This window comes from Arsenophonus endosymbiont of Bemisia tabaci Q2, from assembly GCF_902713415.1.
Taxonomy (GTDB): Bacteria; Pseudomonadota; Gammaproteobacteria; order Enterobacterales; family Enterobacteriaceae; genus Arsenophonus.
Window position 1 is genome coordinate 1 of sequence record NZ_CACTIE010000101.1, and the last position, 1,478, is coordinate 1,478.

The window sequence follows — 1,478 nt, forward strand, 5'->3', positions numbered from 1 at the left end:
CGCCAGATCTTAATCCAATTGAACATAAATGGGCACAAGAGCTAAATGCAAAAAAAAGAGCGCTCAGATGCGACACAGATATTTTGTTCGCACTCAATATGGTGTAATCAAAATTACGTCGCTTAGCTATACTTAGCTTTGTGCCGCTGATTTGGTTTATTAATATTATATTTGCCATCAGCTGGTTGAAATATTTTAAACAAGGGTTAATAGAGTGGTTATGGCGTTATTTAACCAATAAATTCGCTACTTGCTAGCTGAAATTATTTCAGCTCTTCAGGTAAAACGGCAGGATATCCTTTGATACCATCAGGCATTTTTATCAATGCGGGAATAGATTCCTGTTGTCCCAAAAAGCGGGGTTCACTTTTTAATATATAGAGATCAATTAGGGCATTAATACGGGAAAAAACCTCTCGTAAACGAACTTTAATGATTTTTTTGGGTGAGGAAATTGCATAGCACTGTGCATCAATCCCTTTTTTCATAGCGATAAATAATGCTCTTTCACAATGGAAACGTTGGGTAATAATAGTAAAATTGTTAGTGGCAAACACTTGGTGAGTTCGGACAACCGAATCCAATGTTCTGAAGCCGGCAAAATCTAACACAATTTTTGCCGCTGGTATACCAGCTGAGATCAGATCTCTACGCATGGTGATAGGTTCATTATAATTGTAATGGGCATTATCATCGCTAACCAGTAAGTATTTTACTTTACCGCTATTATAAGCCTTAATGGCACCTTGAATTCGATATTTATAGTAGTTATTAAATAAACCGGCAGAATAATATTTTGACGTACCTAAAATCATACCAACGCTGCGAGGTGGTAATTTTTTTACATCATCATAAATATAGTCAGCAGTTTTCCAACTAATCCAACGATCGAATGCTAGAGTAGAAACGATTGCTGTTACTATAATGGTATAAGTAAGCTATAAATAAGGAATTTCCTCATCATTTATGCCTATAGATTACAGGATAGAGAAAGTCAGCTTAATAAGGGTTATTTTACTTATTATCATGCGCGGCCGCTCATTAATTTAACAGCTTATTGCTAGATAAAACTTATAATAGTCAGAAGGCAGCAAGTTTGTAAATACGATATTCAGACTAGCTGAAATTACCTCAAATTAGTTGCTTTAACAGATTGTTCAAGGCTACTGTGGCAACTGGCTAGATTTGATTTAAATTTATCCAGTCAAAATAACCTAAAAGTTAAAGTTACCGCCCGCCAGTGAGATTAATTTTTCTACATAAAATAGACAGAAAGTGATTACTATGTTGTTGATTCATTTTTTATAGCTAATCATTTAATGTAATAAATCGATTATGAAAGGAAAAATGAAAGGGGCAATTAATGAGGTGATTATGCCACACGTCATTAATGCGAGAGAACTATAGCTAAGCGACTTAATTTTGATGACATTATTTATATGAGCTATTCAATTGATTTTAGAGGTAAAGTGATATTT

At 34.2% G+C, this 1,478-nt stretch carries 1 protein-coding gene and 2 pseudogenes; 1 reads left to right on the forward strand and 2 read right to left on the reverse strand.

What is annotated here, in order from left to right; translation table 11 throughout:
* The first annotated feature begins 140 nt into the window (after positions 1–140).
* Positions 141–257, forward strand: a complete 117-nt coding sequence (locus tag ARSQ2_RS05745) for a DUF418 domain-containing protein (protein WP_238334337.1) — start codon at positions 141–143, stop codon at positions 255–257.
* Between the two features lie 6 nt (positions 258–263).
* Here ARSQ2_RS05745 and sanA read toward each other — a convergent pair.
* Positions 264–961, reverse strand: a pseudogene (gene sanA / locus ARSQ2_RS05750) (outer membrane permeability protein SanA).
* A gap of 355 nt (positions 962–1,316) precedes the next feature.
* A pseudogene (locus ARSQ2_RS12655) lies at positions 1,317–1,409 on the reverse strand (CidB/LrgB family autolysis modulator); the annotation flags it as partial.
* Positions 1,410–1,478: the final 69 nt, after the last annotated feature.